18 protein-coding genes and 1 pseudogene are annotated in these 21206 nt (G+C 31.0%); 8 read left to right on the forward strand and 11 right to left on the reverse strand.

Annotation, left to right across the window (positions count from 1 at the left end; all coding sequences use genetic code 11):
- Positions 1-6: 6 nt before the first annotated feature.
- Positions 7-159: pseudogene (locus J2743_RS12280) on the forward strand (HEPN domain-containing protein); the annotation flags it as partial.
- Between the two features lie 390 nt (positions 160-549).
- On the forward strand, positions 550-1884 hold the full coding sequence (gene gdhA, locus J2743_RS08155) for an NADP-specific glutamate dehydrogenase (RefSeq protein WP_209626090.1): 1335 nt from the start codon (positions 550-552) through the stop codon (positions 1882-1884).
- Positions 1885-2228: 344 nt separating this feature from the next.
- Here the strand turns inward: gdhA and J2743_RS08160 are convergent, their stop codons facing one another.
- From J2743_RS08160 to J2743_RS08195, 8 genes are all read right to left on the reverse strand, one after another.
- The gene (locus J2743_RS08160) at positions 2229-2606 is read right to left on the reverse strand and encodes a toxin-antitoxin system TumE family protein (protein ID WP_209626091.1); all 378 of its coding nucleotides are present in this window, start codon (positions 2604-2606) and stop codon (positions 2229-2231) included.
- Between the two features lie 4 nt (positions 2607-2610).
- On the reverse strand, positions 2611-2889 hold the full coding sequence (locus J2743_RS08165) for a hypothetical protein (RefSeq protein WP_209626092.1): 279 nt from the start codon (positions 2887-2889) through the stop codon (positions 2611-2613).
- A gap of 303 nt (positions 2890-3192) precedes the next feature.
- Positions 3193-3636, reverse strand: coding sequence for a nuclease-related domain-containing protein (locus J2743_RS08170; RefSeq protein WP_337972062.1), 444 nt, complete (start codon positions 3634-3636; stop codon positions 3193-3195).
- A gap of 198 nt (positions 3637-3834) precedes the next feature.
- Entirely contained in the window at positions 3835-4131 is a 297-nt protein-coding gene (locus tag J2743_RS08175; RefSeq protein WP_209626093.1) for a hypothetical protein, read from the reverse strand.
- A gap of 344 nt (positions 4132-4475) precedes the next feature.
- Positions 4476-5681 (reverse strand): RNA-binding domain-containing protein, encoded by a 1206-nt coding sequence (locus J2743_RS08180; RefSeq protein ID WP_209626094.1) that lies wholly within the window; start codon positions 5679-5681, stop codon positions 4476-4478.
- Between the two features lie 85 nt (positions 5682-5766).
- Complete coding sequence (locus J2743_RS08185; protein WP_209626095.1) at positions 5767-7038, reverse strand: hypothetical protein; 1272 nt, start codon at positions 7036-7038, stop codon at positions 5767-5769.
- Positions 7025-7609 (reverse strand): hypothetical protein, encoded by a 585-nt coding sequence (locus tag J2743_RS08190; RefSeq protein ID WP_209626096.1) that lies wholly within the window; start codon positions 7607-7609, stop codon positions 7025-7027. The genes J2743_RS08185 and J2743_RS08190 overlap by 14 nt, the downstream gene beginning before the upstream one ends.
- On the reverse strand, positions 7610-8203 hold the full coding sequence (locus J2743_RS08195) for a hypothetical protein (protein WP_209626097.1): 594 nt from the start codon (positions 8201-8203) through the stop codon (positions 7610-7612).
- Positions 8204-8521: 318 nt separating this feature from the next.
- Here J2743_RS08195 and J2743_RS08200 point away from each other — a divergent pair, with 318 nt between their 5' ends.
- The gene (locus tag J2743_RS08200; RefSeq protein WP_209626098.1) at positions 8522-8689 is read left to right on the forward strand and encodes a hypothetical protein; all 168 of its coding nucleotides are present in this window, start codon (positions 8522-8524) and stop codon (positions 8687-8689) included.
- Positions 8690-8730: 41 nt separating this feature from the next.
- On the opposite strand, the gene J2743_RS08205 is transcribed toward J2743_RS08200, so the two are convergent.
- The 3 genes from J2743_RS08205 to J2743_RS08215 form a co-directional block, all read right to left on the reverse strand.
- The gene (locus J2743_RS08205) at positions 8731-9621 is read right to left on the reverse strand and encodes a hypothetical protein (protein ID WP_209626099.1); all 891 of its coding nucleotides are present in this window, start codon (positions 9619-9621) and stop codon (positions 8731-8733) included.
- 78 nt (positions 9622-9699) lie between these two features.
- Entirely contained in the window at positions 9700-9843 is a 144-nt protein-coding gene (locus J2743_RS08210; RefSeq protein ID WP_209626100.1) for a zinc ribbon-containing protein, read from the reverse strand.
- A 648-nt stretch (positions 9844-10491) separates the two neighbouring features.
- Positions 10492-11013: a hypothetical protein gene (locus J2743_RS08215; protein ID WP_209626101.1), complete on the reverse strand. Its 522-nt coding sequence runs from the start codon at positions 11011-11013 to the stop codon at positions 10492-10494.
- Between the two features lie 244 nt (positions 11014-11257).
- On the opposite strand from J2743_RS08215, the gene J2743_RS08220 reads away from it, so the two are divergent.
- From J2743_RS08220 to J2743_RS08240, 5 genes are all read left to right on the forward strand, one after another.
- Positions 11258-11413, forward strand: coding sequence for a hypothetical protein (locus tag J2743_RS08220; protein ID WP_209626102.1), 156 nt, complete (start codon positions 11258-11260; stop codon positions 11411-11413).
- On the forward strand, positions 11414-13798 hold the full coding sequence (locus J2743_RS08225) for an AAA family ATPase (protein WP_209626103.1): 2385 nt from the start codon (positions 11414-11416) through the stop codon (positions 13796-13798). It abuts the gene before it with no gap.
- Between the two features lie 240 nt (positions 13799-14038).
- Positions 14039-17230: a helicase-related protein gene (locus J2743_RS08230; RefSeq protein WP_209626104.1), complete on the forward strand. Its 3192-nt coding sequence runs from the start codon at positions 14039-14041 to the stop codon at positions 17228-17230.
- Complete coding sequence (locus J2743_RS08235; RefSeq protein WP_209626105.1) at positions 17231-20755, forward strand: Eco57I restriction-modification methylase domain-containing protein; 3525 nt, start codon at positions 17231-17233, stop codon at positions 20753-20755. It begins immediately after the preceding gene.
- A gap of 26 nt (positions 20756-20781) precedes the next feature.
- On the forward strand, positions 20782-21189 hold the full coding sequence (locus J2743_RS08240) for a DUF365 domain-containing protein (RefSeq protein ID WP_209626106.1): 408 nt from the start codon (positions 20782-20784) through the stop codon (positions 21187-21189).
- The last annotated feature ends 17 nt before the right edge of the window (positions 21190-21206 follow it).

The following is a 21206-nucleotide window of genomic DNA, read 5'->3' on the forward strand; positions in this document are numbered from 1 at the left end:
TTTGAAAGTATTGCTGCTTTTTTATCTCAACAAGCTGCTGAAAAAGCATTGAAAGCTCTTTTTATATGTAAATTAAAGGATTTCATCGGAAACCCCCATTCATTACTTCGCCTGGGTAAAGATGTGGATATTCCCTCAGATTATCATCATGGATTTTAGAAAGCTTAATCCTAGAAAGCTTAATCCAGATTTCATATTAACCCGGTATCCTGATGTTTGCCTATGGAGTTGCCTATGAATTTCATGATAAGAAAATCGTCCAGGAAAAGGTTTTAATAGCAGAGAAGGTGATTAAATGGGTGGAGAAGGAATTTAAGATATAAAAGATTTTCTGGATAAAATTAGATCAGAGTTTAATCTTTAATTTAAGTTTATCAAAGATAGGGGCGAATTCGGGATTGATAACAATACGTGATTTTAGGTAATATCCTGGTTTAACTATCTGTTCTTGATAATCATTAAATTTGATGTTGATTAATTTAATTACTAGTGAAATATTGATGATTACCATCTGTTGATGATTACATCTGAAAATTAGGAGATGAGAATATGACATACGTAGACGATGTATTAAAAGAGCTTGAAAGAAAAAATCCTTACGAACCAGAGTTCATACAGACTGCAACTGAGATTTTAAGATGTCTTAATGTCGTGTTTGAAAGGCATCCTGAATTTCAGGAAGCAAAGATATTAGAAAGATTTTTAGAACCTGAAAGAGTGGTGATGTTTAGAGTACCATGGGTTGATGATAATGGGGAAGTACAGGTGAATCGAGGTTTTCGTGTTCAGTTCAACAGTGCACTTGGCCCCTATAAGGGAGGGCTTCGTTTTCATGAGACAGTTAATTTATCTATTCTTAAATTCTTAGGATTGGAACAGATTTTAAAAAATAGTCTTACAGGCATGTCAATTGGCGGTGCCAAGGGTGGAAGTGATTTCAATCCAAAAGGCAGATCCGATGCTGAGGTTATGAGATTCTGCCAGAGTTTCATGAATGAACTTAGAAATTATATAGGACCTGACGTTGATGTCCCTGCTGGGGATATTGGTGTTGGTTTAAGAGAAGTAGGGTATATGTTTGGGCAGTATAATAGAATTGCAAACAGGCATAATTGTGTATTAACCGGAAGTGGAATAGAATATGGTGGATCTCTTGTAAGAAAAGAAGCCACAGGTTATGGTCTTATTTATATATTGGAAGAAGCTTTAAGAGCAAAGGGAGAAGTTTTGGAAGGTAAAAAGATAATAGTTTCTGGTTCGGGAAATGTGGCCATATATGCAGCTGAAAAGGCCATACAAGAAGGAGCAACAGTAATTGGTATGTCTGACTCAAAAGGTTACATTTATGACGAAAATGGAATTTCCATTCCATTTGTAAAACATATCAAAGAAGAAGAAAGAAAATGTATCTATGAATACTTAAATCATTTTCCTGATACCATTTATAAAGAAGGTAGTTATGGTCTTTGGAATATAAAATGTGATATAGCTCTTCCCTGTGCTACTCAAAATGAGTTAGATGAAGATTCAGCAAGAAAAATTATAGATAATGGAGTTAAATATGTTGCAGAAGGAGCAAATAAACCATCAACCCCCGAAGCTACTAAACTATTCTTAAAATCTGGATTAATGTTCTTACCAGGAAAAGCAGCTAATGCTGGAGGAGTTACAACCAGTGTACTGGAAATGGCACAAAGAAGCTCAAATATGCACTGGTCATTTGATGAAGTTGATTCCCGATTAAAAAGAAACATGGTTAACATATATAGAAATATTGATAAAATGGCTAAAGAATATGGATTTGAAGGCAACTATGTAGTTGGAGCTAATATTGCTGGATTTATTAGAGTTGCAAAGGCAATGCTAGCCCAGGGAATTGTCTAATAACTATATATATTCAGTTAAGTAAGATACTTAAAAAATTCACATATGGAGTTTGCAGCCATTTCACTGGTTTATCAACGTGTAAATCTAAGTTCAACACAGCATGGTTCTAATTCCAGGGCTATTTCTTTTATTAAATCAACATTTTTCATCTTTTTTTGGTTTAGAATATATTTAGGGATATAGGCATGATCTAAGTAAGGATCAAATTTAATTTTGATCCAAGTCAAGATCAATTAATGGTTTTTTAAGATTTTTAAAAAAAATGGATGAATATTAAGAATTCATTACCTTAATTAAATATGAATAACTCATAATTGTGCTGATAGAACCGCCTAGATTTTTTAATCATTAATTGCAATTAATCTTTCTCTAATAAAAGTTAGAACTGTTTTAATAGCGTTTTTTGGTTCTTTTTCTATTCTACTTTCGGTAACAGTTTCATCATTTCCTGCATGGAAGTGATGAGGAAACGTTTCAAGATGTTTATGGTCAGGTGCATTATCCCAACGGTTAATTAAACCTCTTTTGCTACGTTGCTCCCAATGGTAAGAATAGTCCCCTTCCTTAGAAAGCCAAATATCTAGAAATGTCCCATCTTTGATGTATAATCTTAATTTGTTTGGATTAGAAGTTTTACCTCCTAAAAGTCGATTAAAAACAACAATATCTCCAAATTCATTTTCAGCAATTTCTACAAGAGAAAGGTAGATCTGGAGCAATTAATCACCGGATTTCATTTAATTTATCTTCAAGTTCTTCCCGGTATTTTTCCTTATTTTTCCAGGTGATATAATCCTCCCAGGCAGGATGACTGGCAATTGCTTTAGATTCTATTAGCTTGTAAAGGTCTTCCTTGCTGGCTACATCGTACTTCTCACGCATGTCTGCGATTTCCATTTCAGATAGTCTGATCTCCTTTTCAAGGAAAGCCAGCATACCCCTGGCTATTAGTTCTTCCTGTGAGATGTTAACAATTTTACCCACTTCTTTAAGGGTGTCCATGTTCCTTCCTCTAAAATACTATGTTCTGTCTTATAGATTATTTTTGTAAATTTAAACATATATTTTTTAGGCGAGAAGATTGAAAGAGTAATCTGCTCTAGTAATAAGTTTTAGTAGAAATGCTTCCGACAATTTCCGGCATGAAGGGGATTAGATCATAATTGCATGTAATCCAATAAACAAGTTTTATATTTGCCTAATAATAAGGATTGAAGGCTTTAGAATAATGAGAAATGAATAAATCAGTGAATTCTACCTCTCTAGAAAACATTATTTAAATATTCGAAAAGAAGGATGAATATGTTATTTTACAAAGGTAAGTTCAACACAATTGGGTTCTAATTCCAGGGCAGCTCTTCCCAGTAAATTCATATTTGCTTCTTTTTTTCCCTTAAGTATATAGTCAGTGACTGTTTGAGGTAGTAAAACTTTATAGGTTTGGGGTGTCTGCAGGACTTTAAAATCAGGGCAGATGAAGGCGACCAGTGATGTTATCCAAGTGTTTTTTGTGGAAATACCTTTCTCATTCAGGAAATTAATAAGATGTACTGTGTTTCTCCGGACCTGGGTTCCAGGATTGTTTTTGAGTTTCTTATATTTTCCGTGTTTGTGGTACAGCCATTCGTTGCCTTTTATGCGGTAACTTCCACTGTAGTTTTTGGTTTCTATGACGTATATGCCAGTGGGTCCAATTACAACATGATCAATGTTACCTCTTTTTCCAGGTAAGTTCACATCGTTATACACTATATTCTTAACCAGACTTACCGGTAATTGCCGGCAATTGCCGGCAGTTGGATAATGTAGAACTAATAGAAGAATACATTATTTCCTAAACATAAACAGCACACATCTTAATTATTATAGTATACAATTTCTCACTAAACTCAGGAAATCTTAGTTTTGGTTTACAATCCCTTTTTCCACCAATGTTATTGTAATAAATTAATCTTGCAGTATACATAATTCACTTTTTAGATTTCCTTTTTTACAATTTGGGCATTTGACAGTAATATTATCAGGAAATAATAAAAATACATCACGCGATCCACATTCAGGACACTTATTTTCCATATCTTTACCATTTTTACGTTGCCATACTTTAACAATCTTTTGACAATTTAAACAATACAACTCATTGGAATAATCTGAATTGTTGTAACAAACACTCTTTACAAAGTTATCTGAAGTAGTAACACAAAAAGAGCAATTATCACATTGAATTTTGTTTACAGAACCCATATTTCCACCTCAATATTATTTATATAGATTGTTAGATTTAATATAAAAATTAGGCAATTTAACTGATTATAACACCTTTTTCACCATTAAATTGCCAAGGAAGTTCATTGGATAAAATTTCTTGTATTCGATTTGAAATTTCATCTGTTTCTTCTCCACCTGGTTCATATATTTTACTTCCATTTTGTAACCTCACTTCAATTACAAATTGTATTAATTAGAGTTTGGTAAATTAATCGTCCCATTACTTCAAAGGTATTTTCACATGTTGTTTTAAATCCTAAAAGGAGTGATGCTTGAGTTATTAAACTCGTTTGTTCAGTAACAAAATACAATCTCTTTGACTATTTGACATTGTTAGCCGTTCTATTCCAGTGTAGATTAATGTATTTGTACTGTTGTTTACTATCTAGCGGTTTTGTGGTACAACCCGCTCTCAAATAGAATACAGGTCCATTGTTGGTTTCAACAAAGATTGGTTCGGGACTGGGTTTTATTTTAACTAAACAGACATTTTTATCATATTTTTCTTCAAAAGTTATCTTAATATGTTCCATAACATTTAACCCTAAATTATTTTCTATAACTTGAATTAACCTCTGTTCAAATCCATCTTTATTTTTCTTTTTTAGATAGGGTATGTCATGTTCAATACCATAAATCGTTCCATCATCTTCAACACCGATCAGGAGGATTCCTCCATTAAAGTTAAGGAAACCAGCTATGCTTTTTATGACTACATCCTGCAATATTTTATTTACATTTTTTTGGTTGACATCCCAAAGTAGGGTTGATTTAAACTCGATTTCTTCATTTTCACCTTTAATGAGGCAGTCATCAAGATTTAAATCTCTAAAACTAAGTTTTTCAGCAAAAGAAACAAATTCTAGTATTGTATTACATTTTTTGCCTAAAATAAACATTGATTCTGCGTAACAAGTGTTGATTACCTTTTCTAAATTCTCCTGACCACACCAGCATTCTTCTAATATTCCATGACCAATTTGTGTGGATATATCTTTTAGAACATATGAACAAAGAAATATATCATCAATGTAACCATATGGCCCGTATTTATCCTCTGGAATAACATCGTTGGGAGCAACAAAATAAGCAAGAGCTGTTGAAAGTTTCAATTTCATATCAACTGACAAATCATCGTTAATCAAAAGTGTTGTTAATAGTTGTAATAGATCTGGTCCGTGATCAATGAAACTTTCATATTTGCCTTCATAAAAGGATAAGTTTTCCTTGATATTGTCTGAGAAGTGCTTAAAATGTTGATAACAATGTGTTAAATTATCTTCATTGTAATCTATTTTTTCAGGTATTGGTGGGATTTGTAGCGAATAAATGAGATTATATCCAAACTTGGTAGGATTAAAAGTCTCAATTGGATGATTGGAATCATCTTCCAAATAATTGGCCAAATCTTCAGGTAACTCTCTTATTTCGCCGTTAGCCTCTTTCTCTTTCAAAATTCCAAGAAGTTCAACTTTATTAGGAAACATCGGGTCCGTTTTCATTAAGTGCATAACGTTATCTATCACATTACCACCAACGGAAATAGGTAGTTTTACTATTTTTTTAACAATCAATCTTACTTATTATGAACAATTGTATATATTTAATATATTAGATATTATTAAAGAAATCAAAAAGTTTAGATTGGTCTTTAGAACCTTTAGAAAGTTCTTTTGCCAATTCAGGTTCTTTTTTAAGTGCTAATTTTGTATCAATATAATCTCCAACATTTTGGTGTTCGTCAACGAACTTCCTGGCTTTGTTAATTTCATTATAAAGAGAAATACTATTAAACATCCTATTGAATGCATCTTTTTTTAAAAGTTCAACATTTTGGATACTTTGAGGATATTCATTTATATTGTAGTAATAATATGTTTCAGGGTCAAAAAGGCGGGTTCTATTTAAAACCCTTGCTATTTCTAGCTCCTGTTTGTCTTTAAATTTGTTCTTAAGTATATAATTCATCTCATCTTCTTTATTTGTTCCAGAACCTCCTCTTTGAGGTTCTCTGTAAATACCTAAGAAATCACAACCAATAAATGGAGCTAAAGCATTGGATGCTGTAGTTTTTGTATCAAGAATATGTCTATTGATCTCTTTTCTTACATGGGAAAAATACAAAACAGTACGATTTAGATTAAGATATTTTTCGATATTTCTCAATAAATACCTTACTCTTGTAAATTGAGTGCTAGAAATCTGACTTGCATGGAAATCAATCCATAAATTTGTATAACCTCTATATTTATAGGTTTTAATCAATTTCTCGAATTCATCTAGATTTAATTTAATAGGAACTGGAACAAATATGGGTTTATTATTAAAAGTAGAGAGAATACCGACTGCATTATCCACATAATCAATGTAACTATCTAAATTCATAGATTCATCTATTTTGATGTCAGGAACCAATACAAAAGCATTAGAAGCAGTATGAATGTAATCTAATAGAAATGTAAAATCATTCCAAGTGAGAGGGGTTGAATATCCACTTTTAAATTGGTTTCTCTCAAATGGGTTACGTTGAAAAACCATTGATAAAACCGTATGGGATGAATTCCAAACTTTTTTCTTCAAATCAAAAAATCTGTCTAGTTCAGATATTTGGTCTCTACTAGGATGTTTTAAAATTTTATACAAACCCTCAAAAGAAGATAATCTATTGACGAACTTCCAATTTTCAAAGATTGGAGGCTTATCTGTCAGTTTTTTCACTTGATTAGCCATATCCTCATTTATTCCCCTAGCATCAATGATTTTAAAAGGAGTCTCAACTTTTCCTATTGGGGAATGTTCAATTTCAATATCCTTAACAAAAAAGTATCCATCACGAGCAGGTGTTAAAGGATCTATATGAATGTGTGGATCATAGTCGACCATCTTCAAACTCCCTAATTCTCTTTATTGTTGGTTCTATTATTTTCAAATAATTTTTTTTATCCATACTGCAGGGTCGTGAATTTTTATCTGCAGTTTTTGTTAGTTCTTTAATATGTTCCAATAATCTAATTGCACTTTGCGTAGAAATATATTCATCGGTACAACAACAATGTTCTATAAATCCAATTGTTCCATGTAAATATGGAGTTAAGTGACTAAATACTCGTTTTACAAAGTTTCTAGCGATTTTTTCATCAATGATCAAATATTTCAATTTTTCTTCTTTTTGTAAAAAATGTGCAATCCCTATAGCTTCATATTCTCCATCAAATACGTGTTTTTCGTTTCTATCTAATACTGGTAACATCAATTGAATGTATTCATATTTTGTGGTATGTTGAATTTTTGATTTAAATATTGATTCATTTATTTTGTGATAAGGGATTTCTTCTAGAAGGCGATTTCCTACATAAAAATTGTAGCAATCTAAAAAATGATAGAGACAATCTTCATTTTGGAGATAACAAATAATACAACTATAAAAACTAGTGTCAGCAGCAATAGCATTCATTTACTGCCCTCTTGAAAGTGATTCACACTTTTCTTCACTTATACGTCCTTTTTCGAATAATTGATGTGCTAAAATGCTTTTTTTGTTATCTAATTGATAATACAGATTAGATTTCTCAACATATTTTGGAAAAGCCTTGTAAATAAGTAATAGTAGTTCTTCGTTACTTAAATCACCATATATTGTTGCCACAATGTCAATTCCAGATAATAAATGGACTAAACTGTCTTTAAGTTCCTTATCATCTATTGCATTAACATTATCAATAAATGATTCATATATTTCAAGGCCTGTGGGGGTAATGCTAACGAAGCCCCCGCTTAGTTTATCTGTTTTTTTGGGAGGTAAATAAGTCCAACAGTTTTCTAAATAGAAAGGGTTTCGAATGCTTTCTTCAACATCCCTTGAAAAAGGTCCCTTGTAATGTTTGATAAAGTTATAAAAATTTTTAATGTCGGGATGGAATTTGATTAGAAGAAAAATCTCCTTTTGGATGTGTAATGAGGATACTTTCTGGGTAGGAGATACTTTTAATATGATTAAAATTATGTATTCAAGCATTTTTTGCTTACTGTCCCCATCAGAAAATTCCATTTTAACCTCTCCGTTCTTTAAGATTAATAATATTGTTAATTAAACCATTATTTATGTTTTTGGTTTCAGTTGTTCATTTGATGTTGCTTTAGGGTTACTAATTAAGATGCATGTCCCTCAGCAAGATCATTTATACTAAGTCTACACTTTTTCTTTTATTAGATGTCTTCACGATAAAAGCATTACATCTGATGTAAGAGTATGTGAGAAGTAATATTCGGAATAATATTTGATAAATTCCAAAAATAACTGACGAAACAAAGAAAATGGTGTTGATTTCCAACGAAAACAGCAGATGATGATATAGTACCTGTCAAAGTGGGTGTTGGAGAGAATGATAAAACTCAGATTACTGGAGCCATTCAAGATACATTATGGTCTGATGAAAAAGAGGGGTTCCCTATAAATGAGAGGAAACTTGGGCCATTACAGTTGATGCCAGAGTTGATAGAACTTGGAGATAAGAGGGTAGCTATGGATGAATAAAAAAATAGAAGTTAATAAAAATTTTAAAAATGTATTAGAAATCAAATTTCGTCTATATCCCATTCCCTCAAAGCATACTTTACTGTAAAATCGTTCAAAGCATTATCCAAATTCAGAAGCCGTTTCAAGTCATTTTTATCCCTTATATCTAACATAGACTTCATTTGAGGGACAATGAAAAAATTTTCGTTATCACTAAAATATAAAAACCATTCACAAACTTTAAATTCATCTAACAAAGAGTTTTTATCAAGATGTATAACTTTATCAGTCTCTTTAATGGTTTTTTTAGTGTTTTTTATATTATTGAAACAAGGATGTCTGAAATCTTTTTTAGGAGACACTATCAGAATATTTTTATTGCTCGGTATGTGATGACCCCTGAAAAGGAAAAAAACACCGTCCATATATTCTTTCAATATTTCAATTGGAATAAAAGGTTTATCAGTTCCATTTTCCATCTCTATAAAATTCCCTAAATGTCCTTCCACAGTGTATAATATGTTCCACAATTTTACACTAATAAGATGTAATTTTTCTAAATCCCAGACACCAATAGGATAAACAGATGATTTAATTTTTGGATTTTCATAACCTGCATACATTCCCACTTTTTCATTATCCATAAATTCCTTTAAATCACCTTTTAAACTATCATCACGTGTTTTAAACTTAGGACCTGGTATTCCAACCCTTAAACTTTTTATTGTTCCTGATGTTAATTTTTCAACCAAATCAGGATGATTTCGAGTTGTAATTACATCACAATCTGGGCAATGGGAATCTTTAAATAAATGAGGTTTATGACAACTCAGACAGATTGTTTTGTTCTTAAAAAATCTTCTAATAAATGATTTACTTCCTCTATTCATTTTAAAAAGAGGATCATCATCTTCAACAAATTCTAATATAAAATCTTCCGTATCATGCATAGTATCCACCTCAATTTTGATATTTTATTATGTGCATCCATTTAAAAAATCAAAATGCCAAAAAAAAGAGGTTAAAAATTAACCTCTTCTAAATTCACACTTATGACAGTTGGCACAGGGTGGTAACGCATCAGTTGTATCGTTTAAGCGAAGATCTTCACCACAACTAATACAAACGTAACGACCAATTCCTGGTTTTTGCCCGCACTTATATGTTATCATATCCCCTCCTTTTTCGATTATTCAAATTCAAAGATTTATTAAAATCGTTCTCTGGTATCTATTTAGAAAATCATCGACCTTTATGCCATCTACTCTGTATTTGGCCTTTTCGACGTGCGTTAGTATTTTTTTGTTGGATTTTGTAGTAATGACCAGTTAGAATTTGGTATTCTCTCTTTAGCCACCTACGCCTTCATTTTTTTTAAAATGAATGTTTTTGATATTAATTCTCTTTAAAAGAGATAGCCTTCGCTAATACGGAGATAAATCATTAAAAAACTAAGATATTTGGTAATACTGAATAAACCACGAAAGGTTTGCCTTTTTCTAATGCTTTATTTAAACAATTATCATGCCTCCAAAAATTATTTATCATTAAGGCAATTCCAAGGAAAAATAATTAATTGGAATTGCCATTTATGACAATAATCCCGTTTTTATTGTATTACATTGATATTATTAAAATCTCGATAAAATATCTGCAAGATAAATCAAGTTACTTAGATTTAAACCAAGTTCTATTTAACCATTGATCTTATTATTTATAAGATGTTTTTCCTAGCGTATGAGAAGTAATAACCAAAAAAAATCATTAAACTCTAATAAGGACTTGATTTTATAAAAGAAATTAAATTAAAAAATACGAAATTAATCCCTTTTTCGTAGGCTTAACCCTGAATTTGGCCCTCCAGGAATTCCTGATGAAGTATATTTCCCAATATTTTCCCGCAGATCCTCAAGAGTTTGTTCAGGATCTACAGTTTGACCTATCAATTCTTGAGAGGTTGATCTAACGTTCTGAACATCTTTTGCTCTATACACCTCTAATCCGAAATTATCTTCAATAGCTTTCATGCAGAGAGCTCTTATATAAAATCGGTTAAATTCACCTTCAGCTAACTTCGTATGTGCATCTTTAGGGACTTTTCGCGGTCCCGATTTTGTCATTTTATATTCCAAAAGACAACTATTATCGACTATTTCATCAGCTAAAGAATCAGAATCTCCATTGGAAACAGCTTCCTTTAATAAATCAGTATAAACATTTTCATATTCTGGTTTTAAGTCTTTACCCATATATAATTTATTTTGGGCAATATCAGAGTTAATTTCATCTAACATTAAAGTTCTTATTCCTTCATCCTCTAAATTCAATAATTTCATCCCCATGTGATCCCCTCATTGGTTTATAACTCACTTTTTGTCCAACTCATTGATAGTTAATGTTGGATCAATAATCATATCTTAAATGAATATTTATAATAAGGAGCAACTTATTAATAAAAATTACATTTCAGCTACCAGTAGGGGATTTTTTATGGGGAAAATAAAGAAAATGCAATACGTCTTTAATGGATTTGCAGACGTATGTATAAAAATATTAAATAAACTAAAAAAATAAGGGAGGGGCATGATGTCAATATATGAAGATCTTTTAACTGATTTTTTTAAGGAATTATCAGGTGATAGTGAGATTCCAAATGGAATTTTAGCAGATTTGGAGGAACAACTAAGAAATGGACAGATTAAGTCTAGTGATATAGTTGACATAATCAAAAGAGGGGTTTAGGTGGCTATAAAGATTAATAATATAAATATTAAAGCTTTTAGAGGGATCCCTTGTAAGGAATTACCTCTTAAAGGTAATTCACTCTTGCTAGTTGGTGAAAACGGTACCGGGAAAAGTTCTATTGTTGATGCAATGGAGTTTTTCTTTAAAGGTGAGGTATCCTCATTAAAGGGTATGAAAGGTATCTCTTTGCAGCGTCATGTTCCACATAAAAATTTTGATGTTGATGATGTAAAGATTGAATTAACATTGGGAGATGAAAAACTTGTTCGAACTTTTAATAACGTTCCATCACCATCTCAAAATCTAAAAGACTATTTTAAAGTTGTTCAAAATGGTGAATTTATTCTAAGAAGGAAACAACTTCTTAAAGTAATTGATGCGCGTCCTGCAGAACGTTTTGATGCCATAACAGATTTAATTGGAATCAATTCTTTAAAAAAAACTGAAAAAGAGATGAAAGCAGCAAGAAACTTATTTAACAAAGAAGTTGAACAAAAAAAGGGATATATTGAAAATATTATCCAGGATATATCTAAGATTATTGGGCAAGAGATTAAAACTGCCGATGATGTTTTGCCTGTATTAAATGATTTACTTGGAAAAAATGACTTACCAATTATTGAATCATATGAAGACATTTCCAAACATAAAGAAAAACTCTTTAGATTTACTAAAAGTTCAGATAAAGTTGATATGTTCAATTCGTTAAAGGAAATAATTGAAAAATCCAAAGACAATATGATTAGTAATGATATGTGTGAGAGAGTAAAGAATCTTAACCATGAATTTTCACAATTTATGCAGACTAATCTGAAAAGTTCACTTTCCATTTTAGAATTACTTAAAATAGGAAAAACAATTTTAAAAGATGAAAAAGAGATTAAATCCTGCCCATTATGTGGACAATCTATAGATAGGAATTATTTGTTAGATCAAGTTGAATTGAGGTATGAAACTTTAGAAGAAATACGCAAAAAATTAGGAAAAATTAAAAAAGAATCTTTAAAAATCGTTGATGAAATAAAAAGTTTAATTGCTGATGTTAAGAATCCTATTAAGAAGATGGAGTTAATATCTGAATTAGAAATTCAAAGAAATAACTTATTGAAGGAAATTGATTTATTAGAACAAATTAATAACAATTTTTCCAAGTCAATTAATGAAAATTTAGGTATTCCCTCAGTTGAGATTATTAAACAATTTAATGAAATAAACAAAATACTAAAGGAAATTGTTGAAAAGAGCAGTAATTTAGAATCGGAAATTGAACTAAATGAAGATGAAAATAAATTTTTAGAGTTTGTCGAAACAATTACAAAAGCTACAAGTAAAGTTGAAGACTTAAAAAAAGCTAACGATGTTTTAAATATTTCTTTAGCTAAGTTCAAAATTGCTGTAAAAATATATGAGAAATTTTCTTCATTAAAAAGTGCCAAGATTCAGGAAATTTTTGATTCCATCAAAACTGATATGCAAAATTATTATACTTTTCTTCATCCAGATGACCCACATAAGAATATTGACCTTAAAATCGCAGGTAAAGGAACAAGTGCAGTATTGGAAATTGAATCATTTGGACTTCCAGGTGAGGATCCGCGTGCATTTACTAGTGAAGGTCATTTAGATACTTTAGGATTATGCATATTTTTGGCTTTTGTTAAAAAATTTAATCGAAAGTGTAGTTTAATTATTTTGGATGATATCGTTACCACAGTAGATTCTGCTCATCGAGAATCAATTTGTAGACTATTATTTGAGAAATTTAAAAATAAACAATTTATAATAACAACACATGATGGATTATGGTTTAAACAAGTTAGTTCTCTTATTGACGCTTATGGGCTGGCTGATAGATTCATGGAATGTTCTATATATCGATGGGACGAAAATGATGGTCCTTCAATAAAAGGTTATAAACCAAAATGGGAGAGAATACCAGGAAGAATAGAAGCAGGAGATAGAGCTTGTGCAGGGAACGAAACAAGACAATATCTAGAATGGGTACTCTATAATATATGCATATCAACTGATGCCCCTTTACCTATAAATGAGAGGGGTTATACAGTTGGAGAACTACTTGGTCCTGCAAGGGGTCGATTAAAGCGGTTAATAGCTGATGAAACACTCAGACTTGAAATACGTGACACATTTAAAGAGATTGATAAATCAATTATGGGAAATTTACTATCTCATCACAATGAATTGTCGGCCAATGCATCAATAAATGATGTTAAAAGATTTTTTGAGTCTGTAAATAAGCTCCACATGTTAGTATCATGCCCTAACTGTAAACTCTTTTTAAAATATGAAAAAAATGCTGATAGGATGATATGCTCAAAACGATGCAATAATCCAGTAATCGTTAACACTAATCAAATATAAATCATGGGGTAAGAATAAATCATCTGAAAATGTCACAAATCGTTGAATAAAACTGAATTTAAATAGGTTTTGATAAAAGTTAACTTCTATAAATACCTCATAGTTGGTATAACATATAATCTTAGACGATAACATTATTATAATTAAAAATCAATCAATAAATTTATAGGTGGTACATTTAAAAATATATTATCTAATACTACAATTATTATGTAACTGCAAATTGTTGAGACGGTTAACATGGTAGAAGATCTTACATTCATTACAAATGAAGACAGTAATAAGCTGTTAGAAAGATTTAAAACCTTAATTGATGATACGCAGTTCTTTGATTGCTTAGTTGGCTATTTTTATTCTAGTGGCTTTAATTATCTTTATAAATCTCTTGAAAACACTGAAAGAATTAGGATTTTAATAGGAATTAGTACTGATAAAGGAACCTTTGATTTAATCCAAAAATCCAGGGAATCTCAAGAAAAGCTTAATTTATCTCATAAAGAAACAAAAGAAGAATTTTCTGACAAAATAGTAACTGAAATGCAGAATTCTAAAGATTCCTATGAAGTAGAAGAAGGCATACGAAAGTTCATAGAATGGCTGCAAAGTGGTAAATTAGAGATAAGAGTCTTTCCTACAGAAAGGATACATGCCAAACTTTACATTATGAGTTTTAAAGAGGGTGACCGTGATAGAGGAAGAGTAATTACAGGATCAAGTAACTTCACTGCGGCGGGATTGAAGGATAACATTGAATTCAATGTAGAACTTAAAAACAGAGCTGATTATGAATTTTCCAAAAATAAATTCAAAGAATTATGGGAACAGTCAGTTGATGTTTCTGAAGAATATGTACAGACTGTAAATCAAAAAACTTGGCTTAATGATTCAATCACACCTTACCATTTATACCTCAAATTCCTCTATGAATACTTGAAAGAGAAAATCAACATTGATAAGGAGGAAATTCAACGAGGTTTACTACCTGAGGGATTTAAAGATTTACAATATCAGCGTGATGCTGTTAAAGATGCAAAACTTAAACTTGAAGAGTATGGTGGAGTATTCCTTTCAGATGTTGTGGGTTTGGGTAAAACATATATTGGTGCAATGTTAGCACAGCAATTAGAAGGGAGAACCTTAGTAATTGCCCCTCCAATTTTGATAGATAAAGATAATCCTGGTTCATGGACCAATGTATTCGGAGATTTTGGAGTTAGAGGTCCTGAATTTGAATCTAGGGGAAAACTAGATAAAATTCTTGAAAGAGGAGTTGACAAGTATCTTAATGTGATTATAGATGAATCACATGATTTTAGAAACGAAGCAACACTGGGATATGAAAAATTATCTCGTATCTGTAAGGGTAAAAAGGTAATTTTAGTCTCAGCTACTCCAATGAACAATACTCCTATGGATATTTTAAGTCAGATTAAATTATTCCAGAAAGGTCATAAGTCAACTTTACCTCATCCAGAAGTACGTGATCTGGATAAATACTTCCGTAAACTACAGAGCCGCCTTAAATCTTTAGACAGGCGAAAAGATAGGGATGCATACCTACAAATAGTCCAAGAAAATGCAAATGATATACGCGAAAATATCTTACAATACTTGATGGTAAGAAGGACTCGTTCAAGTATTGTTAAATATTATGGTGAGGATCTTGAAAGGCAAGGTCTAAAATTCCCTGAAGTTGAGGATCCTATACCAATTTACTATCATTTTGATAAAGATTTAGACTTAATTTTTGATCGAACACTACATTTAATAACTCAAGAATTCCTTTACTCAAGATACACCCCACTATTATATCTAAAACGAAAACTCACTCAACTAGAAGCAGTTTCACAGCGCAACATGGGCAAATTCATGAAAATACTACTTCTAAAACGATTAGAAAGTAGTTTTTTTGCTTTCAAACAGTCTGTTAAACGTTTTATTTATTCTTATGAGAATTTTATTCGCCATTACCGAAAAGGGAATGTTTACGTTAGCAAAAAATATATTAATAAAGTATTTGAATTCTTAGAAAACGATGATACAGATTCAGTTTTGAAAATGCTCAATGATGATCGAGCTACCAAATACCAAGCTTCAGAATTCGAACCACAATTTTTAGAAGACATGGAACACGACCTGAAAGTCTTAAAAGAAATAGATAAAATGTGGTCTGGCGTGGATCAGGACCCCAAATTGGATGAATTTGTAGAAGTCTTAAGAAATGATAAAAACCTAAAAACCAGCAAAATACTAATTTTCACAGAATCCAAAGAAACAGCATTTTATTTAGAGAATGAACTCAATCCATTATTTACAAATAAAGTTATGGCCTTTTCTGGTGACTCTCCAGAATCTGACCGGCAAACTATTATTCAAAACTTTGATGCTAATCACCGTAACCCCAATGATGATTACCGTATTTTAATATCTACAGATGTACTCTCACAAGGTGTTAACTTACATCGATCTAACGTAGTTATCAACTATGATATACCCTGGAACCCTACTAGAATGATGCAAAGAGTAGGAAGGGTCCAGAGGGTAGACACCAAGTTCGATGAGATATTTATCTACAACTTCTTCCCTGCAGGACAGATAAATAAAAGTATCAGCCTGGAAGAAGCTGCTGAATCAAAGATTGCTGCTTTTATTGAAATGTTAGGTAACGATTCCAGACTTTTAACTGATGAAGAAATAAAATCTCATGACCTTTTCAACAGATTAACATCTAAAGAAACTATCACTGGAGAAGAAGAGGAAGAGGATCATGAACTTAAATATTTAACTTTCCTCAGGAAAATTAGGGATGAAGATCCTGATTTATTTGAAAAGATAAAAAGATTACCCAGAAAAGCAAGAACCAGTAGACATTATCCTTCAATAAGTGAGAATTCTTTGGTTACATTCTTTAAAAGTGGTAATCTGAGGAAGATCTATCAAACAATCAATAAAAAATCAGAGGAGTTAGACTTCCTGGAAGCAGCCCTTATTCTAGAAACAGAAGCTGAAACAAGATCAAAACGAATCGATCCAGAGTTTTATGATCATTTAGATTTAAACAAAGAAGCGTTTGATTCTGTTTTTGAAGTGGAAGAGGAACCTGTGCGAACTGGTGGTACACCTTCGGCTCGTAAACTAATAAAGATTATTAAAGCTACTTTACATGTTCAAAGAGAGTTTACGGAATTAGATGAAGAATATTTGGAGGACGTTCTTCAAATGCTTGATGACGGTATTTTACCGCCGGTTGTAACTAAAAAAGTTATTAAAGATTTGAATAATATCAACCCTGAACCTCTTGCTATTTTAGCGAAAATTAAAGCTGATATTCCTGAAGAATATTTCCAAGATTTAAATGAAGATGTTGATAGTGTTGATTATTCTCATCCAAGAGAAGTGATTTTATCTGAATATTTGATTAAAGGTGGGTAAATGGATCATAAAAATGCGGTAGCACTACTAGAAGAAACTTTTGAACAAGAATTTGATATAGATCGTTTTGCAATCTTTATAAAAGAACTTTTTAATCATTTTAAGGTTTCTATTCATGATGTTCCTTTCTGGAAAGAATATTATGATTATGTTGATAGTGTAAATTCTCTTGGTGTATATCGTGATAGTGATAAGAATTCTATTGAAGTTTTTGCTATAAAACTAAAAAGAGCTAGTTCGCGAGATAGGGCGCGGACCATGCAGAGAAACTTGATTGCCCGATATTTGACTAAATTTAATTTAGATGCTGCTCTAGTGGCTTTTTATGGAGATGATCCTGAAGATTGGAGATTTTCTTTTGTTAAAATGGAATATGAACTTACTAAAGATGAAAAAGGTAACCTTAAAGTTACTGAAGAATTAACACCAGCAAGACGTTACTCTTTCCTCGTTGGTAAGAACGAACCGAACCACACCTGCAAAATACAATTTTTAGGGTTAATTAAAGAAGAAGATGCTGATCCTCTCATATCTCAAATAGAAGAAACTTTCAGCATTGAAAATGTTACTAAAGAGTTCTTTAATGAATATAAAGAGCTTTATTTGAAACTTAAGGAATCTTTAGAAAAATCAATTGAAAATGATGAAGTTATTTTGCAAGATTTTGAAAATAAAGTTATTAAAACTTCTGATTTCGCAAAGAAACTTATGGGTCAAATTGTTTTTATTTATTTCTTACAAAAGAAGGGGTGGCTTGGGGTTGAAAAAGGAAAAGAATGGGGCACAGGTCCTAAAAAATTCCTAAGAAAACTATTTAATGGAGAGATTATTGAGTACGATAATTTTTTCAATGATGTTTTAGAACACCTTTTTTATGACGCATTATCTTCTAAACATGATGAAGATTACTATAATAAGTTTGAATGTAAAATTCCTTTCCTTAACGGTGGTCTTTTTGAACCGATTAATGATTATGATTGGAGAACAACGGATATTCAACTAAAAAACGATATTTTTGAAGAAATCTTGGACACATTTGATCTATATAATTTTACAGTTAAAGAAGATGAACCTTTAGAAAAGGAAGTTGCTGTTGACCCTGAAATGTTAGGTAAGGTTTTTGAAAATCTATTAGAAATTGAAGACCGTAAATCAAAGGGTGCTTTCTATACTCCTAGGGAAATTGTACATTATATGTGTCAGGAAAGTCTTGTTAGTTACTTAAATACAAATTCAGATATAAGTAGGGAAGATATTGAAAATCTGATTCGTTTAGGTGATGTTGCTCTAGGTTCAATCATTAAGGAACAAGAACAGATCAAAAAATACAAAAAATCTTACATCAAACCAGTCCTACCTTCTTCAATTAGGGATAATCATGCAGAACTTGATAAACTTCTTTGCGAGATAAAGATAGTTGATCCTGCAGTAGGTTCAGGAGCATTTCCTGTAGGTATGATGAATGAAATCATTAGAGCAAGGACTATTCTATCTTTATATTCCGGTAAAAATGTTACTAATTATGAATTGAAATTAGAAACTATCGAAAACTGTCTTTACGGTATTGATATAGAATCCTCTGCTGTTGATATAGCCAAACTAAGATTTTGGCTTTCATTAATTGTCGATGAAGAAGATGTTACAACAATTGACCCTCTGCCTAACTTAGACCATAAAATAATGTGTGGTAACAGCCTTATTGAAGAATTTAAGGGGAAAAAACTCTTTGATGATAATTTATTAGTTAAAATTCCAGAAGATAGCTCTAGAGAGATTGAAGAAATTCAGAAACAGATTGATGAGCTTCACAGGGAGCTTGGTGAAATTTTAACTGGCAAAAATAATGTTGATAATCGAAAAGATGAAATAAAACGTGAAACAAAGAAATTGAAGAAGATTATTAAAAAATTACAAAAAACTGGTGATGATCAAACAAACCAGTTCACACTTGATCAAAAATTTAACAAACGGATTAAAAAATCTCAAATTAAATTAAAGGAGTTAAAAAAACTCCAAAGATTATACTTCAAAGAACAGGACCCTGATTTAAAGAAAAATTATCGAGAAGATATTGACGTAATAGAATGGGAACTAATTAATGAAACTTTAAAAGAAGCAGGTAATGACGAAGCCATTGTTAAGTTAGATGAGTATAAAAAGAATAGATCAAAGCCTTTTTTCCTATGGAAATTGTATTTTGCTGAAGTATTTCAACGGGAAAAACCTGGTTTTGATGTTGTTATTGCTAACCCTCCTTATATAAGGCAAGAAAAAATTAGAGAATTGAAACCATTACTTAAAAATAAGTATAAAACCTATACCGGGGTAAGTGATTTATATGTATACTTTTTTGAAAATGGTGTCAATGTTCTAAGAAGTGGTGGAATATTGACTTTTATTTCATCAAATACCTGGATGAGAACTAAATATGGAAAAAAGGTAAGAAGTTTTTTTTCGAAAGATCTAAATCCTTTAATATTAATAAATTTTGAGGATGCTCAAATTTTTTCTTCAGCAATAGTTGAAACTAGTATAATAATAGTTCAAAAGACAATGAATCAAAATTCCTTAAAGGCAGCAGTTTTTGGAGACGACTTTAAAGAATATAACTCTATTTCAAGATATTTAGATGTTAAAAAAGTTATTTTGGAACAATTAGATTCTGATCCTTGGATCATACTTCCAAAAGAACATTTAAAAATAAAAATCAAATTAGAAAATAATAGTCCAAAATTAAAGGATATCCCCAATTTAAATTTTTATCGTGGCATTTTAACGGGGTATAATGATGCGTTCATAATTGATAAAAAAACTAAAGATGAACTAGTGAATGAGGACAGTAAAAGTTCTGAAATAATAAAACCACTATTAAGGGGTAGAAATATTGGTAGGTGGTTTAAAGATTTCAAAGAAATATATTTAATTTTCACTCGAAGAGGTATTGATATTAATGAATATCCTGCTATCAAAAAATATTTAGAACAATTTAAAGAAAGATTAAACCCCAAAAACCACGGTCAGAAAATTGGTAGAAAACCTGGGGATTATGAATGGTACGAAATTCAAGATACAATTGCTTATTATAAAGAATTTTATAAAGAAAAACTTGTATGGTTAGCTATCACTGATCAACCTAAATTTGCACTTGATAATGGTTCATTTGTTATAGCTCCTGCTTACATAATGGTAAGCAATTTCAACAGATATTTATTGGCAATTCTAAATTCTAAAGTGAGTGAATGGTATTTAGATAAAATAACATCTTCCACTGGAATGGGAACGAATCAATGGACAAAAATTTTTGTTGAACAATTACCAATAAAAGAAGCTCCCAAAAAAGAACAAAAAATTTTGGAAGAGCTTGTTGATGAAATTCTTAAATTTGATGTACAAAATTTAGATGATCCTAATAATCGTTTAGTTATTGATAAGATAGAGGACAAAATTAATCAAAGGGTTTATGATCTTTATGGCATGACAAACGAAGAAATCGAAATTATTGAAAATAACTTGAAAAGGCATTAATTTCATGTAAATTGGGAGGAAAGATTATGAAAATAATTGGAGTTTCGCATCCAATACCAACAAAATTCGCCAAAAGAATATATAATGATGAAAAAACTGTTTTTGTTAGTAAATCATACTTGGGCAAAGTTTTTCCTGGAGATAAATTTATAATCTATGAATCTCATGGAGCTAAAGCTTATACTGCCTGGGCTGATATTAAGTCTATCGGAAAAGAAAAAACTAGTTTAATTACCCAAAAATATGGTAATAAATTAATGGTAACTAAAGAAGAATTTCTGGAATATGCAAAAGGTAAATCTGAAATGAATGTAATTGAGTTTGAAAACTTTGAGAAGTTCAAAAAACCTGTCAAACCTAAAAGGTTTGTCACTGTTGCTGGGAAATACATCTATGAAGATGAATTTGAAATGATTAAGAAAAATAAAGGTTAAGTGAGGCATTTTTGAGG

The organism is Methanobacterium petrolearium (genome assembly GCF_017873625.1).
GTDB lineage: Archaea > Methanobacteriota > Methanobacteria > Methanobacteriales > Methanobacteriaceae > Methanobacterium > Methanobacterium petrolearium.